The sequence below is a fragment of the Kitasatospora sp. NPDC127121 genome (assembly GCF_042677305.1).
GTDB lineage: Bacteria > Actinomycetota > Actinomycetes > Streptomycetales > Streptomycetaceae > Kitasatospora.
This window is the reverse complement of sequence record NZ_JBHXTQ010000004.1, coordinates 168,985-193,813: the sequence shown is the minus strand read 5'-3', so window position 1 is coordinate 193,813 and position 24,829 is coordinate 168,985. Positions and strand designations below refer to the sequence as shown.

Genomic DNA, 24,829 nt, shown 5'->3' with positions numbered 1-24,829 from the left:
GACGCGCGGTAGTGGGGGGGGTGGGGTACGGGGGGGGGTGCGGTCGGGGTGGGCGGCGAGCCGGGGGGGAGTCGCTCGCCGCCCACCCGGAGTTCCTGGGTTACCTCCGGCCCGACTGGCTGTCGTCGGGCCGGTCGGGCCGGTCGGTCCTGCTCGGGCGGACGTCGGGCAGGGGCGGCGCGCTCGGCGGCGCCGGGACGGTCACGCCGGGCCGGCCGGGCTTGGCCCCGTTGCCGCCGTTGCCCTTGTCCTGGACCTTCTCTTGGCCCTTGTCCTGACCGTTGTCCTGGCCGTTGCCCTTGCTCTTGTCCTGCCCGTTGCCCCGGCCGTCCTCGGTGTTCCCCTTGCCCACGCCAGGGCCGGGGGTGGGCCGGCCGGGTTCGTGGGGCTGTGCGGTGGCGCCCGGGTGGTCGTCGTCCTCTTCGCCGAGCGCCTCCGCGCAGTAGTCCGCCACCTTCTCCGCCCCGCCGGCCGCCGCGACCAGCGGGCCGAACCGCGGCTCGGTGGCCGGTGACCGCTCGCCCCGGCCCGACCAGTCGGCGAAGCCGTGGCAGAGGGCGACCAGTCCGGGCGCGAGCGGCCGGGCACCGTGCCCCTCGGCGTCGCCGTCGCCGTCGGTATCGGTGGAGGGGGTGCCGGGCTTCGCGGCGGTGGACGGTCCGACCAGCTGCGGGCCGCCCGAGGCGGAGCCGCCAGACGGGCGGACGGACGAGGTGCCGGGCGCGGCACTGCCGGGCGAGGTGGCGGACGAACCGGCCGACGCATCCGCGGACGCATCGGCGGACGCGGTGCCGGGCGCACTGCCGGAGGGCCCGCCCGCGGCGGCGAGCGCGTGCTCGGGTGCGCCGGACCCGCCGCCCAGCGGGGACGGCAGGTTGCCGGTACCGGCGGCGACCGCGACCCCGCACAGCGCGGTGGCGCCGAGCACGGCGGCAGTGGCCTTCGTGCTGAAGGCCCTGGCCAGCGCGGCGGTTGCCATCGATCGTCTCCGGACGGGTGTGGTCACTACGGGGTCGGGCGTGAGACGCGCCTCCCGGAACGCGGTCAGGGCGGCCTGCTCCCCGGCCAGTTCGTCGGCCGTCGCCGGGGCGGCGGCCGCGGCGAGGATCCGGGCGAGCGGCCCGGGACCGCCGTCCGGTCCGGTGAGCGAGGCGTCCTGCCCGGCCGGCGGGCCGCCCACGGCACCGCCGAGCAGATGCTCGGCAGCGTCACGGTCGATCCGACGGGATCGGTTGGTGCTCATCTCATGTCCTTCAGCGTCGCGGCCCGGCGTTCTGTCACACCTTGCGGAGAACTTTTTCCCGCAGGCTTTCCCACGGGTTTCCCCGTGGGCTTCCCGGCGGCCTTCCCCGCGGTTTCCTCGGCGGGTTCCTCGACAGGTCCCTCGGTACGGCGCCGGCCGGGCCGCCGCACGGCCGGTTCGGCCTCGCGCGCGGCGGGGATCCCGACCCCGGCCGCGAAGGACTGCTCCAGCAGCGTGGCCAGTTTCCGCAGCCCCCGGTGGGCGGCCATCCGGACGCTGCCGGCCCGCTTGCCGAGCACCCGGGCGGCGCTCTCGGCGTCCAGCTCCATGACCACCCGCAGCAGGACGGCCTCGGCCTGGTCGCGCGGCAGCCGGGAGATCAGCGCCAGCGCGTCGGCGGTGCCGACGGTGGCCAGCGCGGCGCCCGCGGTGTCGTCCCCGGCGGCCAGCCCGGCCAGGTACTCGAAGGGCAGGTCGGCGACCGGGCGGCGGCGCCGGGCGCGCAGGTGGTCGAGCGCGCGGTGGCGCGCGACGGTGGCGGCCCAGCCGCGGAAGCCGTCCCCGTCACCGGAGAATCCGCCCAGGTCGCGGGCGATCTGCAGCCAGGTCTCGGAGGCGATGTCCTCGGCGTCCTGGGCGTCCTCAGGGCGGCCGCCGACCAGGACCCGCAGGTAGCGCAGCAGGCCCGGCTGGACGGTCCGGAACAACAGCCGGAACGCCTCCTCGTCCCCGGCCTGGGCGGCCCGGACGGCCTCGGTCAGATCGGCGGGAGCGGGGGCCCGACCCGCTGGCGGGCCGACGGAAGGGACTGGTCCGGACCGGCCGACGGGGCTGCCCGTGCCCGCTCCGGGGCGCTCTGCACTCTGCACCCGCCACATCATGGGCCATCCGGGCGAACGCGACCCCGCGAGCCGGGAGAAGTCGCAGGTCGGAGCGGCTGTCACGGCCCGCACCATGACAGCTGTCACGCGGATCCCGCAACGGACGGCACTGCTCTGACGGAGGGTCGGACGGAAACACTGGAGGCACGACGCGGGCAGCGGCCCGCGGCCACCAGCAGGGAAGGAACCCGCCGTGAACCGGACCGTCACCATCACCGCCGCGACCACCGCCGAGGCCGGCGCGACCCCGAACCCGTCGGCCTCCGGGCTCCGCCCGCTCGCCATCGACGTGGTCGCCCCGCTGGCCGGCTACTACCTGCTGCACTCGGTCTGCGACCTGAGCGTGTTCGCCGCGCTGGCGTGGAGCAGCGCCATCCCGGCCGCCCGGACCGTGCTCGGCCTGCTGCGCGAGCACAGGCTCAACCTGTGGGCCGCGCTGATGCTGACCGTGAACCTGGCGGGCCTGGCGCTCACCTTCGTCACCGGCGACGCCCGGCTGATGATCGCCAAGGACGGCGGGCTGAGCGGCACCGTGGCGCTGGCCGTCCTGATCTCGGCGCTGGTCGGCCGGTCGGTGATGACCCCGGTGCTGATGCCCTTCCTCACCAAGGGCAAGCGCGACCGAGCCGCCGCCTGGCAGCGGCTGGTCGAGGGCCGGGCGGCCGGCTCCCGGGCCTTCCGGCGCCACGAGCGGGTGTTCGCGGGTGTCTGGGGCACCGCGCTGCTGGCCGACTGCGTCGCCCGGGTGGTCGGCGCCTTCACTCTGCCGGTGGCGACCATGGCCTGGCTGTCCACCGTGTTCATGATCGGCGCGATCGCGGCCGGCGCGATGCTCGGTCGGATCGCGGCCGATCCGATGGAGAAGCTGGTCGCCGCCGAGACCGAAGCCCCGACCGCCGCCTGACACCGCCCGAGCTCGTCTGCCGTCTACCGGCCATCCACCTGCCGCCCGGGGGAGCATCACCGCCCCCGGACGGCGCACGAACCGGCCCCAACGCCGGGTGTCGGCGATCCGAACAGCACGGAACCATCCGGATCTCCCGGGAGTCCTTCATAACGAGGGGGTAACGGGACCCCCGGTCGAGGAAACGGGGCCCCATGAGCCGGACGCACGCGCTGACCACCACCGAGGACCGCACCCTCGTGTGGGACGGCTGCCTGAACGTCCGCGACCTGGGCGGACTGCCCACCGTCTCCGGCCGGCCGACCGCCCGCGGGGCGATAGTCCGGGCGGACAACCTGGACCGCCTCACCGCCGAGGGCTGGGACGCCCTCCTCGACCACGGTGTCCGCACCGTGGTCGACCTGCGCAACGCCGAGGAGTACAAGCCGCTCCTCCCGCTCCCCGAGGGCGTCGAGCTGATCCGCGTCCCGCTGGACGAACTCGCCGGCCCCGCCTGGTGGGAGGCCTACGGCCGACTGGACGGCACCCCGCTCGCGCTCCGCCCCTACCTGGACCACTGCCCGCACGCCGCCGCCGCGCTGATCGCCGCCATCGCCGGCGCCCGCCCCGGCGGCCTGGTCGTGCACTGCGGCGCCGGCCGCGACCGCACCGGCCTGGCGGCCCTGCTGCTGCTCGCCCTGGCCGGCGTCGAGCGGGCCGCGATCGTCGAGGACTACCAGCTCAGCGGCCCCAACGTCCGCCCGCTGTACGGGATGCTGGGCCTGCCGGACCAGTACCACCGGATCGACGCGGTGCTCGCCGAGGCCGGCACCACCGCCGAAGCCGCCCTGGCGGGCGCGCTGGAGGGCCTCGACCCGGCGGGCTACCTGCTCGCCGCCGGGGCCACCCCTGCCGAGGTCGCCGCCGTCCGGGCCCGGCTGCTGCCCGCCGCGTAGCGGCCTCCGGGCCAGACCGGCTCCCGCAACTCGGCCACCTGGAAGTTGAGTTCGCGAGGCGTCTCGGCCTCGGGCAGGGCCGGGATCCGCGGCCCGCCCATCGGACGCCTTCGTTCCGCAGGGGTCGCCGAAGACTACTCACGCGTAGCGTCAACCGATGGTTGACGACCCGGGATCGACAACCTACGGTTGACGCATGGAGAATCCCGTCGTTCCCAACACCACTCCGCTGCGCCTCGACGACCTGATCGCCGCGATCAAGAAGGTCCACCCCGACGCGCTCGACCAGTTGTCCGACGCGGTCATCGCCGCCGACCACCTCGACGACCTCGCCGACCACCTGATCGGCCACTTCGTCGACCAGGCCCGCCGCTCCGGCGCGTCCTGGACCGACATCGGCCGCAGCATGGGCGTCAGCAAGCAGGCCGCCCAGAAGCGGTTCGTCCCCAAGGACCCGGGCACCCCCACCGACCTCGACCCCAGCCAGGGCTTCGCCCGGTTCACCGACCGGGCCCGGAGCGTCGTGATGGCCTCGCAGGAGGAGGCCAGGGCGGCCGGCAACGCCGAGATCACCGCCGAACACCTCCTGCTCGGCCTGCTCGCCGAACCGGAGGGCATCGGGCTCAAGGCGCTCGCCGCCCAGGGCATCACCCCGGAGGCCGTCCGGGAGGCGGCCGCCGCCGCCCTGCCGGCCGCCGCCGAGCAGGTGCCCGCGCTGATCCCGTACGACGCGCAGGGCAAGAAGGTGCTGGAACTGACCTTCCGCGAGGCGCTGAAGCTCGGGCACAACTACGTCGGCACCGAGCACATCCTGCTCGCCCTGCTGGAGCTGGAGAACGGCTCGGGCGTGCTCGCCGGCCTCGGCGTCGAGAAGTCCGAGGCGGAGACCTTCACCTCCGAGGCCATCAAGGCCATCATCGCCGCCCGGAACGCCGAGCAGGCGTGAGACGGGCCCGGCCCCGGGCGGAACTCCCGCCCGGGGCCGGTCGGTTGGGCCGGGGTGGGACTCAGAAGCCGGAGATGGGCGTGCTGACGATCCGCACCCGGCCGTCGGCGGCCGCCTCCAGCGCCGCCCGCAACCGGACCGAGCGGGCCGGGCCGAGGAGTTCCAGCGCCTCCTCGACGGTGGCCCATTGGTGCCGGTCCAGTTCACCGGCCGGGACGGTCACGGGGGTGCCGTCCGGGACGGTGCCGAAGTCGAACATCAAGTGCTGTGCGGGGTGGTCGAGTTCGGACGAGGGGTGGGTCCAGGAGATGGCCAGTAGGTCCCCGGTCGCCCTGACGATGCCGGTCTCCTCCAACAACTCCCGCGAGGCGCACTCCACCGGGCCCTCGCCGAGGTCGATCGTGCCGCCCGGGAACTGCCAGTACTCGCGGTACCCGGCCTTCACGATCAGGATCCGGCCGGACTCGTCCCGCAGCAGGCAGCCCGCCGCCGCGTAGATCCTGGGCAGGGACGCCAACCATTCCTCACGGGACTTCAAGGGCTCAGCCGTCACTGCGATCCTCCTGGGGCACGGTGGTTCTGCACCGCCCACTCTGCCACCGACCCGCCCGGGGCCGTCGGTTCAGCGCTGGGCCGTCGGTTCAACGCTGGGCGGAGCGCAGGCCCACGCTCTCCTCGGCCAGGGTGGAGCTCCGGGAGGCTGCGAGAAGTTCCGCCGGAGCCGATGAGCCCGGGCCGCCGGGCCGGTCCAAGCAGCATGGACACCACGCCGAAGCCCCCGACCGCCCCCGCCCTGACCTGCGACCTGACCTGCGACCTGGGCGCGCTGACCGCGCCCGACCTGGCCGTCGTCGACGCCCTCGCCCGGCTGCGGCTCGCCGCCGCTCGGCACGGGGTGGGCGTGGTGCTGCTGAACGCGAGCGGCCCGCTGCGGGAACTGCTCGCGTTCAGCGGGCTCGCGGCCCTGCTGCCGGGGGGCGTGGACCCCCTCGACCTCCGGCGGCCCGAACAGGGCCTACTCGGCGGCCAGCCGGGGCGGGAGGCCGAACAGCGGGAAGAGCACGTCGGTGTCCAGGAAGTTGGTGAACCCGGTGATCCGGCCCGCTGACACCTCCAACACGATCAGCGCCCACGGCTCGTGCCCGCCCGCCGGGCTCGGCCGGTACTGGGCGAAGGCCGGAGCGCCGTTGGCCGTCACCGGGACCAGCCGGGAGCCGCGGCAGCCGTGGCCCGGGCCGAGCATCCAGGCCCGGATCTCGCCCTGCCCCCGCAACCACATCGCGTACGGCGGCATGTTGAGCGTGACGTCCTCGTGCAGCAGCGCGGCGAGGCCGTCCATGTCGTACGCCTCGAAGGCGCGGACGTAGCGGTCGAGCAGCGCGCGGTGGTCGTCGTCCAGGGCGGGGGCCGGGCGGGCGGCGGCGCCGTCCCCGGCGAGCACCGCGCGCGCCCGCTGCAGCGCGCTGTTCACCGAGGCCACCGTGACGCCGAGCAGTTCGGCCACCTCGGCGGCCTTCCAGCCGAGCACCTCGCGCAGGATCAGCACGGCCCGCTGCCGGGGCGCGAGGCGCTGCAGCACGGCGACGAAGGCCAGCTTCACCGACTCGCGCTGGGCCGCCACCTCGGCCGGGTCGCCCGTCTCGGGCAGCACCCGGCCGTCCGGCGCGGGGCCGATCCACGTCACCTCGGGCAGCTGGGTGTCGCTCGCGGTGGCCACCGTCACCGGGCCGGCCAGGTCCATCGGGCGGGCCCGGTTGTTGCGGCCGTTCAGCGCGTCCAGGCACACGTTGGTGGCGATCCGGTACAGCCAGGAGCGCAGCGCGGCGCGGCCCTCGAAGCCGCGGTGGCCCCGCCAGGCGCGGACCATCGTCTCCTGCACCGCGTCCTCGGCCTCGAAGACCGAGCCGAGCATCCGGTAGCAGTAGCCCGTCAGCTCCGTCCGGTACCGCTCCAACTGGAGCTCGACCGGCTCCTCCGTGATCAGGTCGGTCATGGTGCGCCCCCGTCGTCCCGCCCCGTGCTGGTGAACGGCACGAAGGTACTCCAGCCCACTGACAACCGCCCGGCGCCCCCCAGCACCGGCCGCGAACCACCCCGGACACCCTCCGAGCACGCGTCGGGGGCGGGCGCCGGAACGCGGCGCCCGCCCCCGGACCCGGATCCGCTCAGTGGGCGGAGTGCTTCTCCGCGCCGCGGTGCCGGTGGCCCTTCAGCTCGGCGTGCATCGACGGGGCGGCGTGCCCCGCCGAGGCCGCCCGGTCGCGGCCACCGTGCCGGAAGGCGTCGGGCACGGCGTACCCGGCGGTGGCGGAGGACATGGCGTCGGCGCGCAGCATCGGCACCAGCCGGGTGGGCGCGGTCGCCATGCCGCGGCGCTCCAGCAGTTCCTGGGTGCCCCGGCGGAGCTGGGCGGTGCTGCCCGGTGTTCGCTTGGTCATCGTCGGCCTCCCTTCGGCGGTCACCGGCCGGACGGATGTCGACCGGAGGGGCCGGGGGCCGCACGGTCGTTATGTCCGGATTTTATCGGGGTTGCGCCCGGATGCCACCGGGAGATGCCACCGGGAACGGGCCCCGGCTTTCCCCGAGCCGGGCCGGCCCGGGCCTCAGCCCATGACCTCGTGGACGAAGCACCAGCGCCAGTCCTCGCCCCGCTCGTACGAGCGGATCACCGGATGCGAGGTGTTGTGGAAGTGCGCGGTGGCGTGCCGCTGCGGCGAGAAGTCGCAGCAGCCGATGTGGCCGCAGTCCAGGCAGATCCGCAGGTGCACCCAGTCCCGGCGCCCCTGGGCCAGGCAGTCGGCGCAGCCGTCGGCCGGGGGCAGGGGCTCGATGTCCTGGGGGGCCGCGGCGAGGTCTTCGCAGGCACTCATGCCCGCAGGGTAGTGACGGCCCGGCCGGCCCCGGCCTCAAGACACGCCGCGCGCCCGGTCGGCCTTCCCGGCGCCAGGGTGGTCCTGCCGCACCCAGGACCGCGGATCCCGGGAAAGCGCATCCCAGGAAGGCCGCACCCGGGACGCACACGGCCCTGGGCGAACCTCCGCCGCCCGCGCACAGTTGTCGTCGTCAGCCCCACCACCCTCCCAGGCCCAGGAGCCACCGATGAGCTACCCCGCCCTCGCCGCCCGCACCGCCGTCGTCACCGGAGCCGCCAGCGGCATGGGCGCGGCCACCGCCCGCCTGCTCGCCGCCCACGGCGCCCGGGTCGCCCTGCTCGCCCGCCGCACCGACCGGCTCGACACCCTCGCGGCCGAGCTCACCGCCGCCGGCGGCCAGGCCCTCGCCGTCACCGCCGACATCACCGACCAGGCCTCCGTCGACGCCGCCGCCAAGGCCGTCCACGACGCCTACGGCCGGGTCGACCTGGTGGTCAACAGCGCCGGCGTGATGCTGCCCAACCCCCTCGCCGACGGCCGGACCGACGAGTGGACCCGCATGGTCGACACCAACCTCACCGGCGCCCTGCGGATCATCCGCGCCTTCGCCGACGACCTCACCGCAGCCGCCGCCGACGGCCGGGCCGCCGACCTGGTCAACGTCTCCTCCATCGCCTCACGCGTCGTCTTCCCCAACTACGCCGTGTACAGCGCCACCAAGGCCGCGCTCACCCAGCTGTCCGCCGCCCTGCGCTCCGAACTCAGCCCCCGCGACGTCCGGGTCAGCTCCATCGAGCCCGGCCTGACCGACACCGAACTCGGCGGCCACATCGACAACCCCGCCCTGCGCGAACAGCTCGGCGGCATGTTCGCGGCCATCCCCGCACTCACCGCGGACGACCTCGCCGACCTGATCGCCTACACCGTCAGCCGCCCCCGGCACGTCAACCTGAGCCACACGGTCGTCGTGCCGACCCGGCAGGCGTAGGGCCGGTCCCCGAACTCCCCCGATCCGGGCCGGCTTCCGGGCTCCGGCTCCACCATCAGGGGAGGCATGGGAGCATGCCACCCGTGGCGATCGTGACGGGGAGAACGAACGGCGACACCGGCGGTGGCGACACCGCCGGCACGCCCGCACCGGCGGACACCGGCATACCGGCGAGCGCCGGAGCCGGCCGGGGCCCGGCCCGGGCGGTGTCCGAACCCGGCCGGATCCGGCAGCCCGTCGCCCTGATCCGGCTGCTCACCGGGCTCATCGCCATCGCCCTCACCCTGCTGCTCGCCGACTACGCCCGGGCCACCACCGGCGGCATCGCCGCCGACGTCGCCGAAGCCGCCGAACTGGTGCCCCGGCCGCTCGCCGGCCTCGCCGGCGGCCTCACCACCGCCGCCGTGCTGCTGGTGCCCGTCGTCCTCGCCGCCCGCCGCCTCCTCGGCCCCGACCGGCGACGCGCCCTCCAGCAGGTCTCCGACGGCCTGCTCGCCGCCGTCCTCGCCTACGGCGCCACCCTGCTCCTCGACCTGTGGGCCGACGGCGTCGCCCCCGCCTCCCTGCTCGCCGCCCTCACCCAGGCCCTGCCGGGCGGCGCCCTCGGCCACACCGAGCCCGTCTACGGCTACCTCGCGCCCGTCCTCGCCTTCATGACCGCCTCCGGCAACCGCGAACACCGGGCCCCCTGGGCCGTCCTCGCCCTCTCCGGCCTCGCCGGACTCGCCGGCGGGTACGCCACCCCCACCGCCCTGCTGCTCGGCCTGCTCATCGGCTGGACCGGCGCCCACGGCACCCTCTACGCCGTCGGCACCCCCGACCCGCTGCCCAGGCCCGGCGAGATCCTCCGGGCCTTGCGCGAGAGCGGCCTGCGCCCGGCCGAGGCCCACCCCGCCGGGCCCGACCGCTACCTGGTCCGGCAAGCCGACGACCGGCCCGACCTCGACGTCCAGCTCCTCGACCGGCAAGCCGTCACCGCCGCCGCCGTCCAGCGCGCCTGGCGTCGCCTGCGGCTGCGCACCGCCCCCCACCCCCGGGCCCTGCGCTCCCCCCGCGCCGGCCTCGAACACGAGGCGCTCGTCACCTACGCGGCCCTCGCCGCCGGCGTCCGCACCCGCCGCATCGCCGCCACCGCCGGCCTCGGCCAGGACACCGCCCTCATCGCCTACGAACACCTCCCCGGACGCGCCCTCGACCGGCTCCCCGACGAGGAGGTCACCGACGACCTGCTGGCCGACGCCTGGCGGCAGCTCGCCCGCCTCCAGCGCCGGGAGATCGCCCACCGGGCGCTCGTCCCGTCCTCCCTGCTGGTGGACGCGACCGGCGCGGTGCACCTGGTCGACTTCGCCGACGGCGACATCGCGGCCAGCGAACTCGTGCTGCGCTGCGACATCGCCCAGCTGCTCACCACCCTCGCCCTGCGGGCCGGCGCCGCCCGCTCCGTCCACACCGCCGTCACCGTCCTCGGCGCCGACACCGTCGAGGCCGCCCTCCCCCTCCTCCAGCCCATCGCCCTCGCCCGCACCACCCGCCACGCCCTCAAGCGCACCGCCCGCCCGACCGCCGCCCACCCGACCGCCGCCGCGCGCACGGGCGACCCGGCAGGCCCCGGGCCCGACGAGGCCACCGGCGGCGGGGGCGGGCTGCTGGAGGAGATCCGGGCGGAGGTGCTGCGGACCAGGCCGCAGGCGGAGGTGCGGCCGGTGCGGTTGGAGCGGCTGCGGCCGCGGACCCTGCTGGCGGTGGTGGGCGGGGTGGTGGCCGGGTGGCTGCTGATCCCGCAGCTGTTCGCGGCCGAGGACAACCCGATCTCGGCGGTGGCCGACGCCGATCCGGCGTGGCTGGCGCTGGCACTGCTGGCGGCGGCGCTGAGCCACGTGACGGCGGCGATGGGGTTCGTCGGGTTCGTACCGGAGCGGCTGGACTTCCGCAACGCGGTGCTGGCGCAGCTGGCCGGGGCGTTCGTGAAGCTGGTGTCGCCCGGGGGCGTCGGCGGGATCGCGTTGAACACCCGGCTGTTGCAGCGGGCCGGGATCCCGACCGCGCAGGCGCTGTCCAGCGTCGGGGTGGGGCAGTTGATCGGCCTGGTGCTGCACCTGCTCCAGCTGGGCGCCTTCGTCTACCTGCTGGACCTGCAACCGGGCGGTTCGGAGCTGGACGCGCTGCCCGCCGTGGTGGGCGGGCTGGCGGGGGCGGCGGCGCTGCTGGCGGTGGTCTCGGCGGTGCCGCCGGCCCGGCGCTGGCTGGCGGCGCGGCTGCGGCCGCTGACCACCGAGGTGCTGCCGCGGCTGCTGGACCTGCTGCGCAGCCCGGCCCGCCTGGCGGTGGGGCTGACCGGGCAGCTGCTGGTGTCGATCTGCCTGATCGGCTGCCTGTACTGCTGCACCCGGGCGATCGGCCGGGAGCCGTCCTTCGCCTCGGTGGCGGTGGTGTTCCTGGTGGGCAACGCGGCGGGCAACGTGGCGCCGACCCCGGGCGGGGCCGGCGCGGTGGACGGGGCGCTGATCGCGCTGCTGCAGCAGACCGCGTCGATGGAGAAGGGCGGCGCGCTGGCGGCGGTGGCGATGTACCGCCTGCTGACGCTGATCCTGCCGGTGCTGCCGGGCTGGGCGGCGATGACCTGGCTGCAGCGTCGCCGGGCGCTGTAGCGCCCCGGACCGGGCCCGGCGGCGGCTACTCGCGGTACTCGTCCTCGTCGAGCTGGACGACGCGGCTCTGCTCGGCGGCGTCGGCGACATCGGTGGCCGGGTCGGCTCCGACGGCCCGGCGTTCGGCCACCTCGTCGTACTCGTCGCCCTCGGGTGCCTCGTCGTCGGATTCGACGGTCTCGACGGCCTCGTCGATCAGGTAGTCCTCGTGATTCTGCGGCATGGCGTCCGTCCTCACTGTTCGGAGGCGCTGTCCGGAGGCTCCCACGGGCGCGGGGGCGGTACTGGCAGTATCCGTCGCCGGGCGGCCGGGCGCGATCGCGCCGGGGCGGCCCCGCGGCACCCGGGCCGCCGGCCGGCACGGAACGCGCCGCAGGCCACCGGGGGTACGATCGGTGCCGTACCAAGGGCTTACCCACACCCACCCGGTGGCCCCGAGGCCCTTACGAACGACGGGGAAATCATGTCCGGCTCGCACTACTTCACCGGTGCACCCGAGGTCGCCAGCGAGCGCCGGCCGATCACGGTCTCCCTGCCGGACCTCACCCTCGAACTGACCACCGACACCGGAGTGTTCTCGCGCGGCCGGCTCGACCCGGGCACCCGGATCCTGCTGGAGCACGCCCCGCAGCCGCGGGTGCGCGGCCCGATCCTGGACGTCGGCTGCGGCTACGGCCCGATCGCGCTGACCTGGGCGAGCCGGCGCAGGCGGCTGCCGGTCTGGGCGGTGGACGTGAACGAGCGCGCGCTGGAACTGGTGCGGCTGAACGCCGAGGCACTGCGACTGGGCAACGTCCAGGCCGCGCTGCCCGAGGACGTCCCGCAGGACGTGCGGTTCGCCACCATCTACTCCAACCCGCCGATCCGGATCGGCAAGGCCGAGCTGCGCCGGCTGCTCACGCACTGGCTCGGCCGGCTGACCCCGGACGGCTCGGCGTTCCTGGTGGTGCAGAAGCACCTGGGCTCGGACTCGCTGCAGAAGTGGCTGAACGAGCAGGGCTACCCGACCACCCGGGTCGCGTCGGTCAACGGGTTCCGGATTCTGGAAGCACGACCCCGCCCGGAGCCGGGCGAGGGTACGGAGAGTGGACGGGGAACGTCGTCGTGAAGCAGTTGCGCGGGACCGAACTGAAGCGACTGCACCGCTCGTGGCGGCGCAGCAACGAGTTCCGGCTCGCGATGATCCTGGAGAACCTGCAGTCGCCGTTCAACGTCGGCTCGGTGGTCCGGACCGGGGCCGCGATGGGCGCCGAGAAGCTGTACCTGGCCGGGGAGACCCCGTCGGTGCGCTCCTCGGGCGCGCAGAAGGCCGCGATGGGCACCGACAAGTACCTGAAGGTGGAGCACTTCCCGACGATCGCGGAGGCGGTCGCGGCGGCGAAGGCGGACGGCTTCAAGGTGGTCGGCCTGGAGCTGGCGGACGAGGCGGTGCCGATGTTCGCCGCCGAGCTGACCCCGGCGGTGGCCTTCGTGCTGGGGCACGAGGACCGCGGGATCACCCCCGACGCGCTGGCGCTCTGCGACCAGGTGGTGTTCGTGCCGCAGCTGGGCCGGGTCGGCTCGCTGAACGTGTCGGCGGCCGCGACGGTGGCCTGCTACGAGGCGCGCCGCCAGGGGTACGCGATCAGCGGCACCCCGGACGGCACCGACCTCGGCGACCTCGGTGACCTCGGCGGGGCCGACGACGAGTAGGACCTGATCGGATTCCGGAGGGGTGTGCCGAAAGGCCCACCCCTCCGGTCGTTTCCGTCCGGCGGTACGGGACGGTCGACCACGCCTCCGGGCCGGACCTCCCCGGCGTCTGCGGGGAGCGCACCCCGCCACCGCGCGGCGGCGGTCAGCGCAGCGTCAGCTAAGCGTCAGCGCTCCAGGCGACTGTAGTTGGCATGACGTCGATCACGGCAGTCTCCAGCTGTCTTCCCGACACCATCCCGATCGCGCGCTTCCAACAGGAACTCCAGCTGACGGATGTGCAGCTCCGGCGCTACCAGCGCTTCTACGGGCTCTCCGAGGTGTGCCGCGACCCCGCGGCCACCGAGACCGAGCTGCTGCTGCGCGCCGCGACCAAGCTGGTGGAACTGCGCGGGCAGGAACAGCGCGTCAAATACGTCCTCCAGGCCCGCACGATGCCGTCGCCGCTGCCGTACCCGATGACCTCGCTCCGACCGCTCCAGGTCGAGCTCGGCCTGGAGCACGCCGCCGGCTTCGTCGTCTCGCACCACGCCTGCGCCTCCGGGCTGCTCGCGCTGGACCTGGCGGGCACCCTACTGGCCGCCGACCCGGACCCGAACGCGCTCGCCCTGGTCCTGGCCGGGGAGAAGGCGTGCACCACCCAGACGCAGTCCATCCCGGACGTCACCGTCATGGGCGAGGGCACCGTCGCCTTCCTGGTGAGCGCGGACCGCACCGGCTCCGACCGGATGCTCGGGTACGCAACGCGCACCCACACCCAGTTCGGCGACGAGTTCATCATGGGCGACGCCGCCGCCAAGGAGTTCCAGGACCTGTACGGGCCCGGCCTGTGCGAGGTGATCGGCGCCGCCCTGGAGGAGGCCGGCTGCGGCCTCGACGAGCTGGCGCTCGTGCTGCCGCACAACGTCAACCGGCTGTCGTGGATCGGCGTCTGCAAGACGCTCGGGCTGCCGCTCGACAAGGTCTTCCTCGACCTGGTCGGCGAGACCGGGCACTGCTTCTGCGCCGACCCCTTCATCAACCTGCAGAAGGCCACCGAGCTGGGGCGGCTGCGCCCCGGCGACCGCTACCTGATGACCAGCGTGGGGCTCGGGGCGACCTTCGCCGCGATGGTCCTGGAGCACTGACGGCCGTCCACGGGACCGGCCGTCCCCCGCAGTACCGGCGCACCCGCACCACCGCAGCACCTGCGCACCCGCCGCACCGCGCCCGAGCGCACACGAGAAATGACGAGGTCGACATGCATCTACCGTCCTCCGGCTTCAGCGCGCGCCTCAAGCGCGCCGTGACCGGGTCCGCGGACACCCCGCTGGTGTTCCTGGGCAACTTCGAGGTGGAGAACCACTGGGCGCTCGGCGAGCCCGCGCTGCCCCGGGTCGCCTCGCACGCGGGCAGTGCGGTGGTGAACCGCATGGACGAGTTCGCGCTGCTGCTCGGCGGCAAGGACGACCACGTCGTGCTGAAGACCGCCCTGGACGAGGGCTACCGCGGCTACCTGGAGGGCCTCGGCCTGGAGCTGCCCACCGTGCACGTGGTGGCCGGCCAGGACCCGCAGCGCACCGTCAGCGAGGACGCCCTCGCCGACCCCGAGCTGCTGCGCGTGCTGTCCGCCGTCGCCGCCGAGGGCGCCCGGCTGACCGCGCACGGCATCTCCACCGTCGAGGAGGAGCTGGCCGAGCGCACCGGGCTGCAGCTGGGCGCGCCGACCGCCGCGGTCTGCAAGCGGGTCAACAGCAAGGTGTACAGCCGCCGGCTCTCCGACGAGCTGGGCATCCGCCAGGCCCGCGGCTGGGCCTGCGAGACGCTGGAGGAGCTGGCCGAGGCGGTGGCCGCGGCCGGTGAACTGCTGGCGGCGGGCCGCAAGGTGGTGCTGAAGGACGCGTTCGGCGTGTCCGGCAAGGGCATCGTCGTGCTGGACTCCGAGGCCCGGCTGGGCCGGCTGCACCGGATGGCGGTCCAGCAGGCCGAGCGCGCCGCCAAGGCCGCGGGCGGGGCCCCGCGCACCGCGCTGGTGATCGAGGAGTGGGTCGCCAAGCGCTGCGACCTCAACTACCAGTTCACGGTGGGCCGGGACGGCTCCACGCACTTCGACTTCGTCAAGGAGCTGCTGACCGAGGGCGGCGTCCACAAGGGCCACCGGATCCCGGCCCGGCTGACCGACGGGCAGGTCGCCGAGATCGAGGCGACGGCGCTGCGGCTCGGCGAGCGGCTCGCCGCCGACGGCTACTACGGCGTGGTCGGCGTCGACGCGATGGTCGACCCGGACGAGGGCCTGTACCCGGTCATCGAGATCAACGCCCGTAACAACATGTCCACGTACCAGAACGTGGTGCACGAGGGCGGCCTGGCCGGGGCCGACGACGTCGCCGTCGCCCGGCACTTCCCGCTGCGGCTGACCCGCCCGCTGCCCTTCGCCGAACTGGCCGAGGTGCTGGACGGGCTGCTGCTGACCGAGCGGGGCCCGCGCCCGCGCGGCCTGTTCGTGAACAACTACGCCACGGTGAACGCCGCCGCGGGCACCGCCGCCGACACCGAAGCGGACGGCTTCGAGGGCCGGCTGTACGGCGTGCTCGTCGGTGCCTCCGACGAGGAGATCGAGGCGCTCGACACCGACATCACCCGCCGCCTCGCGGCCTACCCGGAACGGAGCTGACCGTGAGCGTCGCATTCGAGGTGCAGGGCCTCGGGATCACCGAGCTCGCCGAGGAGTTCGGCACCCCGCTCTACCTGTACGACGGCGAGGAGATCACCACCCGCTTCCAGGGGCTGCGCGAGGCGCTGCACCCGGCGCTGGAGGTCTTCTACTCGCTCAAGGCGAACCCCAACATCTCCGTCTGCGCGCTGCTGCACAGCCTGGGTTCGCGCGCCGAGGTGTCCTCGCTGACGGAGCTGGTCACCGCCCGCCGGGCCGGGGTCGAGCCGCGCGACATCATCTTCCTCGGCCCGGGCAAGAGCCGCGGCGAGGTGGCGGCCTGCCTGGACGAGGACATCCACGCGATCGTCTGCGAGTCGATCGGCGAGCTGGACCTGATCGACGAGGTGGCCCGCGAGCGCGGGATCACCGCCCGGGTCGCGCTGCGGGTCAACCCGCGCTTCTCGGTGAAGGGTTCGGGCCTGACCATGGGCGGCAAGCCGCGCCAGTTCGGCACCGACGAGGAGCTGCTGCTGGCCGAGGGCAAGGACCTCGCCGGCCGCTACCCCAACATCCGGCTGATGGGCGTCCAGGTGTACCTGGGCACCCGCATCCTGATCGAGGAGTCCGTCGTCGAGAACACCCGGCGGATCCTGGAGCTGGCCGAGCGCCTCTCCACCGAGCTGGGCTTCCCGCTGGAGACGGTCGACGTCGGCGGCGGCCTCGGCATCGCCTACTTCGACAACGAGAAGGACCTCGACGTCGCCGAGCTGACCGCCGGGCTCAACCCGCTGATCGCGGACTTCCGCGCCCGGCACCCGGAGACCCGGATGATCATGGAGCTGGGCCGCTTCCTGGTCGCCGCGTCCGGCACCTACGTGACCCGGGTGCGCTACACCAAGACCTCGATGGGCGAGAACTTCGCGGTCACCGACGGCGGCACCAACCACCACATGGCGGCCGTCGGCATCGGCTCGTACGTGAAGCGCAACTTCCCGATGGCCGCGCTGGAGCGGCTGGACGAGCCGGCCACCGAGCCCTGGCACATCACCGGCCCGCTCTGCACGCCCAACGACGTCATCGGCAAGAAGGTGCCGATGCCGGCGCTGCGGGCCGGCGAGCTGATCGGGGTGCAGCGCTCCGGCGCGTACGGGCCGACGGCCTCGCCGGTGCACTTCCTCAGCCACGGCTACCCGGCGGAGGTGCTCGTCCTGGACGGGCGGGCGCACCTGATCCGGGAGCGCGACGACGTCGAGGCCATGCTCGGCCGCCAGCGGCTGTACGCGGCCCCCGGCGACGACCAGAACTGACCACCGACCGGCCGACCCACGGCCGGGACCAGCCCGAGGAGAACACCATGAGCGACACTGCCAACACCGTGGCCGACGTGAAGTACGTCGACGCCGTCCGCAAGGGCCTGTCGGAGGTCCTCAACAAGGACGTCTCCGGCGCCGACCCGGGCGTCCGCCTCTTCGACGAGCTGGGCCTGGACTCCAGCAGCGCGCTCGAACTGCTCATCACCATCGAGGAGATCCTCGACGTGCAGTTCGACGCCGACGAGCTGGACATGACCCACTTCGAGACCGTGGGCTCGCTGGCCGGCTTCGTCGCCGCGGAAGCGAGCGCCTAAGCATGTTCCGCGCGACTGCGCCCGTACGGCGTCCGGCCCCGGCCGGCGCGGACGGCACGCCCGGCCCGGCCCCGGCGGCGGTCCTGCCGCGGCTGATCCGGGCCGGCGCCCACACCCCGCCGGGGCCTGGCGCGCCGTACCGGCCGGAGGCCGCGCGGGAGGACTTCTACCGCGAGCTCGGGGCGCTCTACGGCGCGGACTTCGACCGCGAGCAGTTCGCCGCCTCGGGGCGGCGCACCTCGGTGGAGCTGGCCCACGGCGCGCTCGACGCGCTGGGCCCGCTGACCGCCGAGGAGTGCCCCGAGGTGGTGGTGGTCGCCTACTCCGCGCCGGACTTCGACCACGCCGAGCTGGTCGCCTCCTGCGTGAAGGGGCGGCTGCCGGGCGAGCCGCTCTCCTTCGCCCTGTCCGACCAGGGCGTCCTGGCGCCGTTCAGCGCGCTGCGGGTCGCCGTGGAGTACGCCCGGCGGTGCGGCTGGTCGCGGCTGCTGCTGCTGGTCGTGGACCAGGGCACCCAGCCGTTCCCGCTGCCCGCGACGGGGCAGAGCGCCGTCCACACGGACGCCGCGGTCGCGCTGCTGATCCACTGGGACGGCGGCGACGCGCCGCTGGGCGGCGCGGCCCAGGGCCTCCCGGAGCCGGGGCTGTTCGCCGGCTGGGACGCCTCGGCCGCGCTGGTCACCGGCTCCGGCCTGTCCGACGGCTGTGCTGAACTTCCGGCACACGGCGGTCCGTGGACCAAGGTGGCGGCCGGACAGCCCGCCACCGGCGGCTGGGCCGCCCTGCTCGCCGCCGCCGACCGGGACCGCCCGGTGGTGGTGGCCGACTACGACCGGGAGCGCGGCTTCCTGGCCTACTGCACACTCGACACGGGGGAGTTGGGGGTCCGATGACGGTTCCGGCCGAGGTGCGCGAGCACTGGCAGGAGGCCCGGACGAGCGCGCGCAACGACGGCCTCGTCCCCGCACTGACCCTGCTCTCCCGCGCGCTGTCCCCCGGGGTGGCACCGCGCGGCCCGCGCGGGCACGCCGTGGTCCCGCGTGAACTCCTCGGCGAGTACGCCGAGTTCGGCGACGACGAGGACGGGGACGAGGACGGGAATGGGGGCCTGGACCCGGTGCCCGGTCTGGCCGTCCTGAGCCCCGCCGACGCCACCCGGGCGCCCGCCGGCCCCGACGCCCACGACTGGGGCACCGGCCTCGCCTGGCTGCGGCTCGGCGCGTCCGAGCGGCTGCGGGAGGCCTGCCTGGCCTACCTCGCGGGCCGCCAGGTCGAGGGTTCCTCGCTGCTGCTGCAACAGCTGGTCAAGGGCGCGCTCGCCGACGTGCTGATCGACCACCTGGAGATCGAGGGCGTCCTCGACGACCTCACCGAGGGGCCGGACGACTCCCCGCCGGCCCCCGCCCGGCCGCTGGACGGCCCGGCCCTCGCCCGCCTCCAGGCCCAGATCACCCAGGCCGACCGCGCACTGCTGCGGCTGCTCGGGGCGTACGGTTTCACCGCCGAGGGGCCGGGCCGGGCGGCGTACGCCTCCGAGCTCCTCGCCGACGTGTACTGCGGCTGGCCGGGGCCGGCCGGGGACACGGCACAGAACGTCGACTCCCGGAAGGGGAACGTGTGATCAGCCTGCCCGGCCCGCTGGAAACCACGCACCGGCACGTGCGGCGGTGGGCCGAAGACCTGCGGGCGGGCGCGCTCGACCTCGACCGGGACCCGGAGGCCGTCCACCGCTTCCTGGACCTGCCCGCCGTGCGCTTCCTGGCCGGCCACCAGGTGCCGCCGGAGTGGGACCGGGCGTCCGCCGAGGCCGGTGCCGGCCCCGCGCACGGCCTGGCCACCCTGGAACGGGTCCTGGTGAGCGAGGAACTGGCGCGCGGCGACGCCGGGATGATGCTGGGCGCGCCCGGCGCCTCGATGTGCGGGGTGCTGCTGAGCGTGCTCGGCAGCCAGGCCCAGAAGGACTGGGTGTACGGCCGGCTCGCCGAACGCCCCCGCTGGACCTGCTTCGGCCTCACCGAGCCCGACCGCGGCTCGGCCATCGGCGAGATGACCACCACGCTGACCCCGGTGGGCGACGGCTCGTACGTCCTGGACGGCGAGAAGCGCTACGTCGGCAACGCCGCCCGGGCCGACCTGGGCGCCGTGTTCGCGCGGGTCGCGGGCACCGAGCGGCTCGGCGTGCTGGCCGTCCTGGTGGACACCTCCGACCCCGGCTTCCGGGCGGAGCCGCTGCCCACCCTCGGCCTGCGCGGCGTCCAGCTGACCCGGATCACCCTCGACGGGGTGCACGTGCCCGCCGAACGGGTGCTCGGCGCCCACCTGCCGCCGACCCGGCGGGGCATGTGGAGCATCGTCTCGGTCTTCAACCAGCTCCGCCCGAGTGTGGCCGCGATCGCCCTCGGCATCGCCCGGGCCGCCCACGACTACGTCGCCGAGAACCGCCGGGAACTGCGCGGCGCGGAGCGCGAGCTGTTCGAGTCGCTCGGCCAGCGGATCGACGCGGCCCGCCGGTTGACCTACCGGGCGGCCCTCGCAGTGGACCGCAAGCCGGCCGCCGGGCACCTCTCCTCGGCGGCGAAGGCCCGCGCCTGCGAACTCGCCGAGGACGTCACGATGCGCGCGCTGGGTTTCTTCGGGCCCGGCGCCCGGCTGGACCACCCGCTCCTCGACAAACTCGCCCGGGACGCCCGGGGCGTGGAGTTCATGGAGGGGACACGGAACATCCAGAAGCTGAATCTGTTCCAGGGGCTGCACACCGGAAAGGTGGGCCGGTTCTGAACGGGACAGAACAACCGGTCGGTCGGGATACGGTCGAGATCTGGCAGATTCCGCTGACCGGTGGCGAGCACCCGGACCGCCCGGACGGCGAAGCCGCCCAGGACGCCCCGGACGGGTACCCGCCGCACCTGGAGGAACTGCTCGACGAGCAGGAGCGGGCGCGCGCCCGGAGCGGACAGCTGCCCGGACTGCGGCGCCGCTTCGTGCTCGCGCACGCCGCCACCCGGATCGTCCTCGGCGAGCGCCTCGGCCGCCCCCCGGCCGGGCTGCACTTCAGCCGCGGCCCGTGGGGGAAGCCGGCCGTCGAGGACGCGCCGGGCCTGCACTTCAACCTGTCCCACTCGGGCGAGATCGCCCTGCTCGCCCTGGCATCACGGCCGGTCGGCGTGGATGTCGAGCTGGCCCGCGCCGAGCTGGACACCGCCCGGCTGGCCGGTCGCTTCTTCCCCCCGGACGAACGGGAGCTGGTCGCCCGGGGCGGGCCCGACGCCTTCACCCGGCTGTGGACCAGGAAGGAGGCGTGCGTGAAGGCCTCGGGCGCCAGACTCACCCAGGGCATGGGGATCCCGGTCGCCCACGAAGGACCGGAAGCCACCGTGTACGCACGCTCCGGTCCGTTGCCCGGTCCGTGGAGAGTCACCGACCTGCCGCTGCCCGAGGAATACGCGGGGTCCGTCGCACTGATCGGCGACGGGCCCTTTAACGTGTCCCGGCGGATGTGGTATCAAATTCCGCCCGGGGAATCCGGCGGCAGCCCTCTCGGGTCGGCTGTCAAGTAGAAGAAACTCCCCCTCCAATCGTCGAAGTTGTACCCGTGATCATGCGTCGAAGCGTCACTAGATTCAGTGATGCAGGCGAACGCCGCACCGCACCGGCCGGACTCATAAGTCAGGCCCGTGTCTTGATCCGGGCATTTCTTTTGAGGAGGGGAACGTGATCGTGGAAGGCAGGAACGTGATCACCAGGGCCGCTCGGTGGAGCGCCGTCCACCCCTGGTGGGCGATCGCGCTCTGGGTGGCGTTCGTCGTGGCGGCCCTCGTGGTCGGCGGCGTCACGGGCACCCGGCAGGCCACCACCTCCGACCTCGCCATCGGCCAGTCCGGCCGGGCGGCCGCGATCGCCCGCAGCGGCGGCCTCCAGGAGCGCGCGGTGGAGAACGTCCTCATCACCCCGTGGGGCGGCGGCCGGCTCGACCCCGTCCAGGCGCAGTCCGCGGCCTCGGACGCCACCCGCGACCTGAAGGCCCTCCCCGGCATCAGCTCGATCGACGCCCCGGTGCCCGCGCCGGACGGCTCGGCCCTGCTCGTCCCGGTGACCCTCGACGGCGATCCGGAGACCTCCGCCGACCGGGTGCAGCCGCTCATCGACACCGTGGCGAGGACCCACGCGTCGCACACCGAGCTGCGGATGGAACTCGTCGGCGCCGGCTCGATCAAGGCCGGGCTCAACGAGATGCTGAGCAAGGACCTCGGCAAGGCGACCGTGCTGAGCCTGCCGGTGACGCTGCTCGTGATGGTCTTCGTGTTCGGCGCGATCGTCGCCGCGAGCGTCCCGGTCGTCCTCGGCCTGTCCTCGGTGCTCGCCGGGCTCGGCCTGTGGGGGGTGGCCTCCCAACTGGTGCCCGATCCGGGGCCGGTGACGCACGTCATCGTGCTGATGGGCATGGCCATCGGGGTCGACTACTCGCTGTTCTACCTCAAACGCCAGCGCGAGGAGCGGGCGTTGGGCGCCAACAACATCGACGCCATCGAGATCGCGGCCGCCACCTCCGGGCACTCGGTGCTGGTGTCCGGCGTGGTCGTCATGATCTCGATGGGGGCGCTCTACCTCGCCGGGCACATCGCCTTCGAGTCGATGGCCACCGGCGCGGTGCTGGTGGTCGCCATCGCGATCACCTCCTCGCTGACCGTGCTGCCGGCCATGCTGTCCCGGTTCGGCCGCTACCTGGACGCGCCGCGGGTCCCGCTGGTGTGGCGGCTCACCCAGAAGGGCGGGGTCAAGCCGCGGCTGTGGTCGACCATGCTCAAGCCCGCCCTGCGCCACCCGGTGATCGCGCTGGTGGTCTCGGTCGGCGCGCTGCTCGTCCTCGCGCTGCCCGCCCTCGGCCTGAAGCTCAAGGCCACCGGGATCGACGACCTGCCCCGGTCGATCCCGGCGATGCAGGCCAACGAGCGGCTGACCCACTCCTTCCCGAGCCAGGCCGACACCCACACCGTCGCGGTGAAGGTCCCGGCCGACCGGACGGCGCAGTTGGGCACCGCGGTGGAGTCGCTGGTCGAACGCGCCTCGCAGGACGACCTCTTCGTGCACAACCCGGCGCCGGTCGTCCGCACCTCCCCCGACGGCACGGTCGCCACCATCGCGATCGGCACCCACTTCGACAGCGGCTCCCCGCAGGCCCGCGCCTCGCTGGCCCGGCTGCGCCAGGATCTCGCCCCGCAGACCCTCGGCACGGTCGCGGGCGCCGAGTTCGCGGTCGGCGGCAGCGACGTCGCGTTCGACGTCGACTACCGGGCGAACGTCATGCACAAGATGCCCTGGGTGCTCGGAGTGGCCCTGGTGCTGACCTTCCTGGTGATGACCGCCGCGTTCCGCTCGGTGGTGCTCGCGCTGATCACCGTGGTGCTCAACGTGCTGTCCGCAGCGGCCTCCTTCGGCCTGCTCGCGCTGATCTTCCAGCACACCTGGGCGGAGGACCTGCTGCACTTCGAGTCCACCGGCCGGGTGGTGGCCTGGCTGCCGCTGATGCTCTTCGTGATCCTGCTCGGCCTGTCGATGGACTACCACGTCTTCGTGGTCAGCCGGATCCGGGAGGCGGCGCGCGGCGGGCTCTCCGTCAAGGAGGCGGTCGAGCAGGGCATCACCCGCACGGCCGGCGTGGTGACCAGCGCCGCGGTGGTGATGGTCTGCGTGTTCGCCCTGCTGGCCTCGCTGAACTTCATCGAGATGAAGCAGATGGGGGTGGGCATGGCCTGCGCGGTGCTGCTCGACGCGACGGTGATCCGGATCGTCGTCCTGCCGGCCGTGGTCACCCTGCTCGGCTGGAAGACCTTCTGGCCCTCGCGGCTCGCGCGCCAGACCACGACCCGGACCCCGCGGATGCCGGCCATCGTGGCCGCCGCGGCAGCGGCCTCGGCGGCACGCACGACCCTCCCGTAACACGGGACCCGTCCAACTCGACGGCCGGGGAAGGGCTTAGCCCCTCCCCGGTCCTTTTCGTGTGCGTTTCGTGCAGGCACCTGGCCACAACCAGTCGTGACAAGGGGTTTGACGCCGACTGTCCCGTGGTGGTTTGTTACGGGAGTTGTAGAATCGCATGCGCGTTCGTCGGCACGTGAACGACCTTCCCGGTGACGGGGGGGCGCAACTGCCGGTGGACGCGCCACGGGGAAGCAGGGGGCGGTCAGGGGGGTGGCCATGCACAGTGACGGCAGCCTCGCCTCGGCGCGCTGGCGCAACGAACTCACCCGGGTCGGGACGTTGTCCGGACGGGAACGGCAGGTCTTCGACCTGATCGGTGCCGGACACTCCAACCGCGGCATCGCCGCCCGACTGCACGTCACAGAGCGCACGGTGAAGGCGCATGTCGCCAACATCCTGGCGAAACTGGGAGTGGAGTCGCGGCTTCAGGTGGGGTTGGTGGCGCAGGTTCATCAACTCATGTACGAAGGTACATGGCCGGACGACCCAGGCGTGTCCGATACTTGACCAGCGCGAATGATACCCAGGCTTTTCCCCTTTGTCAGGCCACCCCAAACACGTCGACCACTGTTGACGGTGGCCGGGCCGAGGTCACAGGAGAAAAGCTTGTGGCTGGAGTTCACCGCTAGGGACGGGGAATTTGGTGTACATCTCCATATTAGGCCCACTATTGATCGGCGACGGTCAGCGCACCGTAGGTCTACGGGCGAAGAAGAATCGCGTGATGCTCACCATGCTGGCGCTCAACGCCGGTCAGGTGGTCGCGTTCGACGAACTGATCGACGAGCTGTGGGGGGAAGCGCCGCTCAAGAACGCGCGCAACGCCTTGCAGGCCAATGTCAAACGCATGCGCAAATCGTTGGCGGAACTTGGTCTGGAGGGGCCGGACCAGGAACTCATCCGCACGGTTGACAACGGTTACATGCTCAACGTCTCGGAGGACGCGGTCGACGCGTACCGGTTCCTGCGGACGGCGGAGAAAGGCGCGGGGCTGGTCAGCGACCGGCCGTACGAAGCGATGGACACGCTCCGCAAGTCGCTCGGGATGTGGCGCGGACCGGCCCTGCTCGACACGAGCGACGGGCCCTGGTGCCGTGCCGTAGCGCTGCGTCTGGACGAGCAGCGCAAGACCGCGCGGGAGGACCTGATCTCGGCCCAGCTGCAAGCGGGCGAGGCGGGGACGGTGGTGGCCGAGCTGAAGCAGTTGCTCGCCCAGTACCCGGAACGCGAGCGGTTCAGCGAGCAGTTGATGATCGCCCTCTACCGGTGCGGCCGGCAGTCGGAGGCCGTCGACATCTTCCACCGCACCCGGAAGTGGCTCGACGACGAGTTGGGGCTCAAGCCGAGTCGTCGTCTCCACCACCTCTACCAGGCGATCCTGATGCAGGATCCCTCGCTGTAAGTCCCGTCGGGGCGAGGGCAGTTCGCCCCGGCACGTCGGGGGGGGCCCCCCGGGGGGGGCCCCCCCCGCCCCCCGA

At 73.8% G+C, this 24,829-nt stretch carries 26 protein-coding genes; 19 read left to right on the top strand and 7 right to left on the bottom strand.

Features of this window, described 5'->3' with window-relative positions; translation table 11 throughout:
* Window positions 1–100: 100 nt before the first annotated feature.
* Together ACFVHI_RS04855 and ACFVHI_RS04850 are read right to left on the bottom strand one after the other, a co-directional pair.
* Window positions 101–1,243 (bottom strand): hypothetical protein, encoded by a 1,143-nt coding sequence (locus ACFVHI_RS04855; RefSeq protein ID WP_380335766.1) that lies wholly within the window; start codon window positions 1,241–1,243, stop codon window positions 101–103.
* On the bottom strand, window positions 1,240–2,121 hold the full coding sequence (locus ACFVHI_RS04850; RefSeq protein ID WP_380335771.1) for an RNA polymerase sigma factor: 882 nt from the start codon (window positions 2,119–2,121) through the stop codon (window positions 1,240–1,242). Before ACFVHI_RS04850 ends, ACFVHI_RS04855 begins: the two co-directional genes overlap by 4 nt.
* A 196-nt stretch (window positions 2,122–2,317) precedes the next feature.
* Here ACFVHI_RS04850 and ACFVHI_RS04845 point away from each other — a divergent pair, with 196 nt between their 5' ends.
* The 3 genes from ACFVHI_RS04845 (at window position 2,318) to ACFVHI_RS04835 (ending at window position 4,909) form a co-directional block, all read left to right on the top strand.
* Entirely contained in the window at window positions 2,318–3,028 is a 711-nt protein-coding gene (locus ACFVHI_RS04845; RefSeq protein ID WP_380335764.1) for a VC0807 family protein, read from the top strand.
* Window positions 3,029–3,222: 194 nt separating this feature from the next.
* Complete coding sequence (locus ACFVHI_RS04840) at window positions 3,223–3,963, top strand: tyrosine-protein phosphatase (protein ID WP_380335762.1); 741 nt, start codon at window positions 3,223–3,225, stop codon at window positions 3,961–3,963.
* 196 nt (window positions 3,964–4,159) lie between these two features.
* On the top strand, window positions 4,160–4,909 hold the full coding sequence (locus ACFVHI_RS04835; RefSeq protein ID WP_380335759.1) for a Clp protease N-terminal domain-containing protein: 750 nt from the start codon (window positions 4,160–4,162) through the stop codon (window positions 4,907–4,909).
* Window positions 4,910–4,970: 61 nt separating this feature from the next.
* Here the strand turns inward: ACFVHI_RS04835 and ACFVHI_RS04830 are convergent, their stop codons facing one another.
* Window positions 4,971–5,462, bottom strand: coding sequence for an NUDIX domain-containing protein (locus ACFVHI_RS04830; protein ID WP_380335756.1), 492 nt, complete (start codon window positions 5,460–5,462; stop codon window positions 4,971–4,973).
* A 204-nt stretch (window positions 5,463–5,666) separates the two neighbouring features.
* On the opposite strand from ACFVHI_RS04830, the gene ACFVHI_RS04825 reads away from it, so the two are divergent.
* On the top strand, window positions 5,667–6,017 hold the full coding sequence (locus ACFVHI_RS04825; protein ID WP_380335754.1) for an STAS domain-containing protein: 351 nt from the start codon (window positions 5,667–5,669) through the stop codon (window positions 6,015–6,017).
* Here ACFVHI_RS04825 and ACFVHI_RS04820 read toward each other — a convergent pair.
* From ACFVHI_RS04820 to ACFVHI_RS04810, 3 genes are all read right to left on the bottom strand, one after another.
* Window positions 5,925–6,902 carry a sigma-70 family RNA polymerase sigma factor gene (locus tag ACFVHI_RS04820; protein WP_380335752.1) on the bottom strand — a complete coding sequence of 326 codons (978 nt, stop codon included), beginning with the start codon at window positions 6,900–6,902 and terminating at the stop codon, window positions 5,925–5,927. The genes ACFVHI_RS04825 and ACFVHI_RS04820 overlap by 93 nt on opposite strands.
* A gap of 172 nt (window positions 6,903–7,074) precedes the next feature.
* On the bottom strand, window positions 7,075–7,347 hold the full coding sequence (locus ACFVHI_RS04815) for a hypothetical protein (protein ID WP_063348746.1): 273 nt from the start codon (window positions 7,345–7,347) through the stop codon (window positions 7,075–7,077).
* Between the two features lie 165 nt (window positions 7,348–7,512).
* A complete protein-coding gene (locus ACFVHI_RS04810; protein WP_363582452.1) occupies window positions 7,513–7,779 on the bottom strand; it encodes a UBP-type zinc finger domain-containing protein in 267 nt (88 codons plus the stop codon).
* A 229-nt stretch (window positions 7,780–8,008) separates the two neighbouring features.
* On the opposite strand from ACFVHI_RS04810, the gene ACFVHI_RS04805 reads away from it, so the two are divergent.
* Window positions 8,009–8,770 (top strand): SDR family oxidoreductase, encoded by a 762-nt coding sequence (locus ACFVHI_RS04805; RefSeq protein WP_063348744.1) that lies wholly within the window; start codon window positions 8,009–8,011, stop codon window positions 8,768–8,770.
* Window positions 8,771–8,853: 83 nt separating this feature from the next.
* Window positions 8,854–11,418 carry a lysylphosphatidylglycerol synthase domain-containing protein gene (locus ACFVHI_RS04800; protein ID WP_380335747.1) on the top strand — a complete coding sequence of 855 codons (2,565 nt, stop codon included), beginning with the start codon at window positions 8,854–8,856 and terminating at the stop codon, window positions 11,416–11,418.
* A gap of 25 nt (window positions 11,419–11,443) precedes the next feature.
* Here the strand turns inward: ACFVHI_RS04800 and ACFVHI_RS04795 are convergent, their stop codons facing one another.
* Entirely contained in the window at window positions 11,444–11,641 is a 198-nt protein-coding gene (locus tag ACFVHI_RS04795; protein ID WP_063348742.1) for a hypothetical protein, read from the bottom strand.
* Window positions 11,642–11,881: 240 nt separating this feature from the next.
* Between ACFVHI_RS04795 and ACFVHI_RS04790 the strand changes: the two genes are divergently transcribed.
* From ACFVHI_RS04790 to ACFVHI_RS04730, 13 genes are all read left to right on the top strand, one after another.
* Window positions 11,882–12,526, top strand: coding sequence for a class I SAM-dependent methyltransferase (locus ACFVHI_RS04790; RefSeq protein WP_380335744.1), 645 nt, complete (start codon window positions 11,882–11,884; stop codon window positions 12,524–12,526).
* Window positions 12,523–13,110 carry a TrmH family RNA methyltransferase gene (locus ACFVHI_RS04785; protein WP_363370405.1) on the top strand — a complete coding sequence of 196 codons (588 nt, stop codon included), beginning with the start codon at window positions 12,523–12,525 and terminating at the stop codon, window positions 13,108–13,110. Before ACFVHI_RS04790 ends, ACFVHI_RS04785 begins: the two co-directional genes overlap by 4 nt.
* Window positions 13,111–13,304: 194 nt before the next feature.
* Window positions 13,305–14,237 carry a 3-oxoacyl-[acyl-carrier-protein] synthase III C-terminal domain-containing protein gene (locus ACFVHI_RS04780; RefSeq protein ID WP_063348739.1) on the top strand — a complete coding sequence of 311 codons (933 nt, stop codon included), beginning with the start codon at window positions 13,305–13,307 and terminating at the stop codon, window positions 14,235–14,237.
* A 113-nt stretch (window positions 14,238–14,350) separates the two neighbouring features.
* Entirely contained in the window at window positions 14,351–15,763 is a 1,413-nt protein-coding gene (locus tag ACFVHI_RS04775) for an ATP-grasp domain-containing protein (RefSeq protein WP_380335740.1), read from the top strand.
* A gap of 2 nt (window positions 15,764–15,765) precedes the next feature.
* Complete coding sequence (locus ACFVHI_RS04770) at window positions 15,766–17,052, top strand: type III PLP-dependent enzyme (RefSeq protein WP_063348737.1); 1,287 nt, start codon at window positions 15,766–15,768, stop codon at window positions 17,050–17,052.
* A 47-nt stretch (window positions 17,053–17,099) separates the two neighbouring features.
* Window positions 17,100–17,372, top strand: coding sequence for an acyl carrier protein (locus tag ACFVHI_RS04765; protein WP_063348736.1), 273 nt, complete (start codon window positions 17,100–17,102; stop codon window positions 17,370–17,372).
* Window positions 17,373–17,374: 2 nt separating this feature from the next.
* Window positions 17,375–18,265 carry a hypothetical protein gene (locus tag ACFVHI_RS04760; RefSeq protein WP_380335737.1) on the top strand — a complete coding sequence of 297 codons (891 nt, stop codon included), beginning with the start codon at window positions 17,375–17,377 and terminating at the stop codon, window positions 18,263–18,265.
* Window positions 18,262–18,993: a hypothetical protein gene (locus tag ACFVHI_RS04755; RefSeq protein WP_380335734.1), complete on the top strand. Its 732-nt coding sequence runs from the start codon at window positions 18,262–18,264 to the stop codon at window positions 18,991–18,993. The genes ACFVHI_RS04760 and ACFVHI_RS04755 overlap by 4 nt, the downstream gene beginning before the upstream one ends.
* Window positions 18,990–20,150, top strand: coding sequence for an acyl-CoA dehydrogenase family protein (locus ACFVHI_RS04750; RefSeq protein WP_380335732.1), 1,161 nt, complete (start codon window positions 18,990–18,992; stop codon window positions 20,148–20,150). The genes ACFVHI_RS04755 and ACFVHI_RS04750 overlap by 4 nt, the downstream gene beginning before the upstream one ends.
* A gap of 203 nt (window positions 20,151–20,353) precedes the next feature.
* Complete coding sequence (locus ACFVHI_RS04745; RefSeq protein WP_380335729.1) at window positions 20,354–20,929, top strand: 4'-phosphopantetheinyl transferase family protein; 576 nt, start codon at window positions 20,354–20,356, stop codon at window positions 20,927–20,929.
* Window positions 20,930–21,089: 160 nt separating this feature from the next.
* Window positions 21,090–23,309, top strand: a complete 2,220-nt coding sequence (locus ACFVHI_RS04740) for an MMPL family transporter (protein WP_380335726.1) — start codon at window positions 21,090–21,092, stop codon at window positions 23,307–23,309.
* Window positions 23,310–23,567: 258 nt separating this feature from the next.
* The gene (locus ACFVHI_RS04735) at window positions 23,568–23,858 is read left to right on the top strand and encodes a helix-turn-helix transcriptional regulator (RefSeq protein ID WP_107453059.1); all 291 of its coding nucleotides are present in this window, start codon (window positions 23,568–23,570) and stop codon (window positions 23,856–23,858) included.
* Between the two features lie 136 nt (window positions 23,859–23,994).
* Window positions 23,995–24,753: an AfsR/SARP family transcriptional regulator gene (locus tag ACFVHI_RS04730; RefSeq protein WP_279634911.1), complete on the top strand. Its 759-nt coding sequence runs from the start codon at window positions 23,995–23,997 to the stop codon at window positions 24,751–24,753.
* The last annotated feature ends 76 nt before the right edge of the window (window positions 24,754–24,829 follow it).